General features: G+C 62.7%; 1 protein-coding gene. It reads right to left on the bottom strand.

Annotated elements, in window-relative coordinates; translation table 11 throughout:
- Positions 1-5,609, bottom strand: a 5,609-nt coding sequence (locus FNA46_RS26060; protein WP_185969846.1) for a beta strand repeat-containing protein, incomplete at both ends; no start/stop codon positions are given.

The following is a 5,609-nucleotide window of genomic DNA, read 5'->3' as shown; positions in this document are numbered from 1 at the left end:
TTGCCGACGGAGGTCAGCACCTCGTCCATCACGACATTGACCGCGCCCTGCGCGCCGAAGGTTCCGCCAGCGCCTGACAGGCTGACGGTCAGCGAACCACCGACACCCAGCACCTCCTGGTTCATCCGGCTTTCGACATTGATCGCCTTGGCCTCGACATGGGCCCGATCGCCGATCGCTACCTTCGTCACGCCGTTGGCAACAGTGATGCCGAGCGCGCCGCTGTAAGAAGCTTCGGTGCTCTGGCCGGCGGCGGCGGCCGCGATAACCTGGTTATGCAGCGACTGCGTGACGGCCGGATCGGCATTGCGCAGCGGCGCTGCAATGTCACCGCCGAGAACCGGATCGACGTAATCACGCCACGTTGTCGAGGAGACGAGCGAGCCCTTTTCCGGTCCCACCCAAGCATCAGACGGTGCGAGGACCCTGGCCACAATATCGGCATCCTTGCTGGTGCGAAGGTCGAGGTCCGTACCAATGGTCGTGGCAACTTCGCGACCACGGTAAATGACCGAGCCAACGGCGCCGCGGGCCGATTTCGTCGTGCCGGTGCCGGCGCCCAGCGCCGCCGACACGCCCCAGGCCTTGTTGGCCACCCTGGACTGGTCATAGGCGCCGATCGTGGTGTCGCCTGTCGCATTGATCGAGACGCCATTGCCGAGAGTCGTGGACGTATCGCCGAGATAGACGGTTGCGGCGAAGGCGCCCGTCAGCGAAGAGGCCTTACCACCGGCCCCGGCAATCCCCTCGGCCGAATAGGTGAAATCGGGGAAGGTTTCGTCGAGAACCTTTTTGCCATTTTCCAGGACGTCGTTTCCGTCCTCGTCGGTCTTGTAGCGCAGGACGTCGGCGACGTTGACGCCAGCGTTGAAGCGGCTCATGGCCTCGACGGTGACGTCCCCGGCCTGATGCGTCGCGGAGCCGAGCGCGACATTCTTGCCGATGCTGGTTGCAACCGTCGTCTTGATGACGTTAATGCTCATCGCAGCGCCCGTGGCATCATCGCTGAGCACGGCAGCACCCGAGGCCTCGACCATCGACATGGCATCGTGGTCGGCAACGATGTCGATAGCCCCCTCGGCCTCGATCTTCACATTGTCGGCCACGATGGCCTTCGTGTCATGATCGGCAAAATTGAAGCCGACCGCCGCCGCAAAGGCCTGCGTGGGCTTGGCGCCCTGCATCTGACTGCTGGCCGCGCTGATATCTTTATAGGTGGTCTTGAAGCGGTCGGCCGCTCGGCCGAAGATACTCGTATTGGGATTGCTTCCATCCGATCCGAGCAGGAGCGCATTGGTGGAGGTCTTGAGCTTCGATGCATAGGCTTCGATCGGCGTACCGCGCGCGGAGGCCTCGGCCTTGACCACCTCGACCGTATCGGAGGTGGCTTTGACGGCCACGTCGCCCGTGGCGCGGACGGAGGCCGCCAGCGTTGCAGTCGTATCGAAATCATGCAGGTTGATGGCACCTGCCGCACCATCGGCAGCCTGCGCACCGGCCGCCTTTCCGTCCGCCGTGGCTTCTGCCATGGCCTGCGTCCTGGCGCTGACCGTCACCGTTTCCGCATGGATCACGCCATCGCCGGTCAGCGCGCCGAGGCCCGCCGCTGCATCGGCAGCGCGCAGCGTGACCGTACGACCGGTACCGATGGCGGCAGACACGTCACCATAGACGACGTTGATCGCAGCCGCCGCATCCATGGCCGTCGCTGCCGATTCCGTTGCTTCCGTCGAGAGGCTGAGGATGGCATCCGATGGCCCCGTGCCGGCAACGCCCTGGGCGCTGGTGCGCACACGCGCATCGGTCGATACCGCAAGATCGCCCACATCGAGGATGGCATTGCCGTCTGCGATGGAAGCCTTGACGTCGAGTGACCCGACATTGATGCCGATCCCAAACCCCTTGGCGTCGCCTTCTCCGGCGGGATCATGCGCTTCGGTAAGTTCTTTCTGACGCTGCTTGATGCGGGCATCCAGATAGCCGGCGATCAGCGGCGTCGCCATCTTCGCAACGGAGAGGCCAAGCGCCGCGCCCCGCATGTCCTTTGTGGCGTCGTAGTAGCTGAGCAGGCCGTCTTCGCCCTCGAAGAACAGCCCATTGGTGCCATTAGCCGCATTGCCTTCAGCCTTGAGGGTGGTGGACGCAAGCGATGTCACCGTTACGGCCGGCTTGTCGGCGCCATTGGACAGGACGGTTTGAAGCTGCGACTGGTTGGCGGCATCATAGGCGGCCTGCGACAGCACCGTTACAGTGTTGTCGATCTTCGCCTCGTTCTCGAAGTCGACGATATTGAGGCCAAGCGCGATGATCAGCTGCTTTCCCTTCAGACCGGACTTGCCGATGCTGCGGGCAAAGAAGTCGCTGGTATCCGCATCCAGCGTCTCGTCACCGTTCTCATCGGTGCCGTAGGCCTTGGTCGAGGCGTCAACCGTAAGACCGTCTTTACCGATAATGACGGTGCTGCCGGCGCCGAGCAGCGCGCGGTTGTCCTGGTTGGCGAGGTTGGCGGCGACCGACAGAACCGTGGCGCCGGCGCCTTCGTCAAACTCGGAGTTCGCACTGACGGAGACATCCGCATCCGTCACATTATACGCACCAAGGCTCACACCTTCGCCGCGCAGCGTCAGGTTGGCTGCCGTTTCAGCAACGCTGTCGAAGGAATTGTAGGAGAAGCCGGCACTCAGGACGAAGTCCTTCTTGCCCTGCTCCTTCATCACCTTCTGAGCATCCGCCTCGGCATTCAGCGCGGTCTCTGCCGATTGCGCCATCGCAGTGCTGTTGCGCAGTGCATTGGCGACAAGCCCAAGGTTGAGCACGGCGCCGATTCCGAGCTTGGCATTGGCAGCGGTCTCATCCTCCTCGCCAGCCGGAGGCACCCCGTCTTCTGCATCGTCTCCAAGATCATAGCCGGCAATGCCGACAATCAGGTTGAGACCATTGGTGACCGCGGTGCTGACCGGCGAGACACGACCACCAGCCGTCGTTCCCATCAGATAGGTCGCAACCTTGTTGGCGCTGGCCGCTTCCACGGCCACATGGCCATCGGCAAGCACGCTCCGTTCAAGACGCGCCGTGGTATCCAGCATCTGGATGCCGCCGGACAGCGTGATGAGGTTGGCAGCCGTCGCGTCACCGACCATCTTTTCGGCGGTTGCACTCTTGTTGACGATCTGGAACGATGTTTCGTTGCGGGCGCTGACCGTCACGTCATCACTGGAGGAAAGAACGTTCTGTGCATGTGCACCGCCGCCGGAACCGGTTCTTTCCGCGATCCTGGCCGTGGTCTCTCCGAGAAGCACATTCACGCCGATATTGAGCGCGGTGCCGCTGGAGCCCTTTTCAGCGCTTCCGCCATTCAGCGTCGCATAGGTGTTCAAGCCGCCTTCCATGCCGGAATGCGCCTTGACTGCGATCGCGCCGACATCACCGGACAGGACCCCGGTATTCGACGCCGTAGACCCGACGGATACGCCACCGCGCAATTCTGCGGTTGTGTTCTGGTCGATCATGTTAAAGCCGACCGTGTAGGTCGAACCGAGACTTGCAACCGGATTTGCCGCGGCGCTCTGCGCGGCTGCCTGTGTCTGGGCCACCTGCGTCTGTTGTGCCTGCGTCTGTGCCAGGGCCGCATTGGCCGCCGCAATCTGGCTGTTTGCCGCCGTCTGCTGTGCCGGTGTGGTAGCCGTGTTGCTGGCCTGCGTGGCCTGGGCTTTCGCAGCCTCCGCCTCTTCGCGGATTTTGGACAGCCGGTCGGCCAGACGACCCGTGGCAGCCTCGGCGGCAAGCCCGGCCATCTCCTCGGCGTCACCCGCTTCCATATAAAGTACGGACAACACATTTTCGGCGCCGATCGACAAGGCACCGTCATGCGAAAGCTTCACGGCGGAATTGTCGATATAGGCGTCCACATCCCGCGTCGAGACACCGATACCAATCGCATAGGTGTTGGCGACAGCATCCGGCGCGGCAGCACGGGCATTGGCGATGAGGCTACGGCCATTGGCGTAGTGGCCGGCATTCATGTCCTCGCCGCGGAACTTCAGAAGCTCGACCTTGTCGTCGTTCGGATCGACGTTTACCTCGAACTGCGTCGCCTTTACCGAAACGGCACCGGCATCGATGGAGAGATTTGCCCCTGCGCCATTGATGAAGGCGCTATTCGCCATGTTCTCGTAGGACAGGTTGAGCGCAAGCGCGGTGGCGCTGCCGCTCTCGCCGTCATAGGCCACTTCACTCGCAACCGAATTCATGGTCAGCGCATTCGAGCGGCTTTCCACGTTCAGGTTGCCACCAGCCGTGATGCGGGAGGTCTTGCCATTGCTGGCGGAGACCTCCGCCGAACTGTTGTCCAGCGCAATGAGCGCACCGGCCGCGGCACCCCAGACCTTGTCCTTGCCGTCCTGCCGCTTGCCGGAAATGCCCGATTTTTCGCCCCAGGCCGCGCTGTAGACGGAGGCCAGGGCATCGAGTCCCGTTGCGGCATCCTTGGTAATGCCCCAATAGGTATTGATCTTCTCCCCGGTATCGTTGACCTCGCCACCGTCGGTGAAGAACTCGTCGACAACGGCCGTCACCACACCTTCCAGGAGGTCGAGGATGTTGTCGGCCGCATTGTCCTTCACGGAGAGCGTCCCAGCCTGTTCGGCGCGCAGAATGCTCTCCGTCTGAACATTGACGTCACCGGTCGTTGCGGTCACGCTGGAATTGCGGACGCGGGCAATGGCCTGGTGATCGGTAAAGTTGAAGCCGATCCCCAGCGCGCCTTCGGTAGAGCCGCCGGCCAGAACGTCGAACGTATTGCTGTTATCGCTCAGCGCATAGGCGCGGACATTCACATCGCCGTCGGCCGCCAGCGTCGCATCATCAACGGTGACCGCCGCAGTGTTGGTCACTACCCCGACGGAAACCGCCGCCGCATAAGGCAGAGAGATCTGGCCGAACGTGATGTTGCGCGCCGTGCCGACAGCTTCGGCTTCGGCACGGCTGTCGGCCGTAAGATTGACATCGCCACCGCGGCTGAGCACCGAAGCGCCATTTTGCACGCTGACCGTCGCGCTCGAAAGCGCAACCCCCACCGCAGCATCAAAGGGAACCGGAATGGGCAGGACACTGTCGGTCAGCAGATCGCTGGCCAGGGACACCGTCGTCGCCTTTGCCTCGACATTGACATTTCCACCGGCTACCAGGCTGGACGCATCGACGGAGATCGACGCGGACGCCGTGTTTGCCGACGACAGGAGGTAAGGACGGTTCACGTTAAAGGCGAGATCCTCGACAACGGCCGAGGCGGCTGCCTTCACGTCGATGTTACCGTCCGCCTGAAGACGGCTGCCCTTGGTGATCTTGATGTCACTGAAAGCTGTCCCGACCTGGACCACCGCCGAAAAGGAATCGGCCTTTTCATCCTTGGCGGTCAGGTTGACGTTCTTTCCGGCGATCGTTGCATTGGTGAGGCTGATAGACTGGCCGGACAGCGTGACGTCACCGCCGGCATAGCTGCCGCTGCCCTGGGCGAAGATCGCCGAGCCGTTCTTCAGGTCGATCGTCGGAGCCGTCAGTTCCACGGCGCCGGAGATGCCTGACGAGGCCGCCGTGGCATGGCTGTTGCG

Source organism: Affinirhizobium straminoryzae, from assembly GCF_007004135.1.
GTDB classification, from domain to species: Bacteria; Pseudomonadota; Alphaproteobacteria; order Rhizobiales; family Rhizobiaceae; genus Neorhizobium; species Neorhizobium straminoryzae.
Note: the sequence above shows the minus strand (reverse complement) of the source record. Positions and strands in the feature narration are given on the sequence as shown.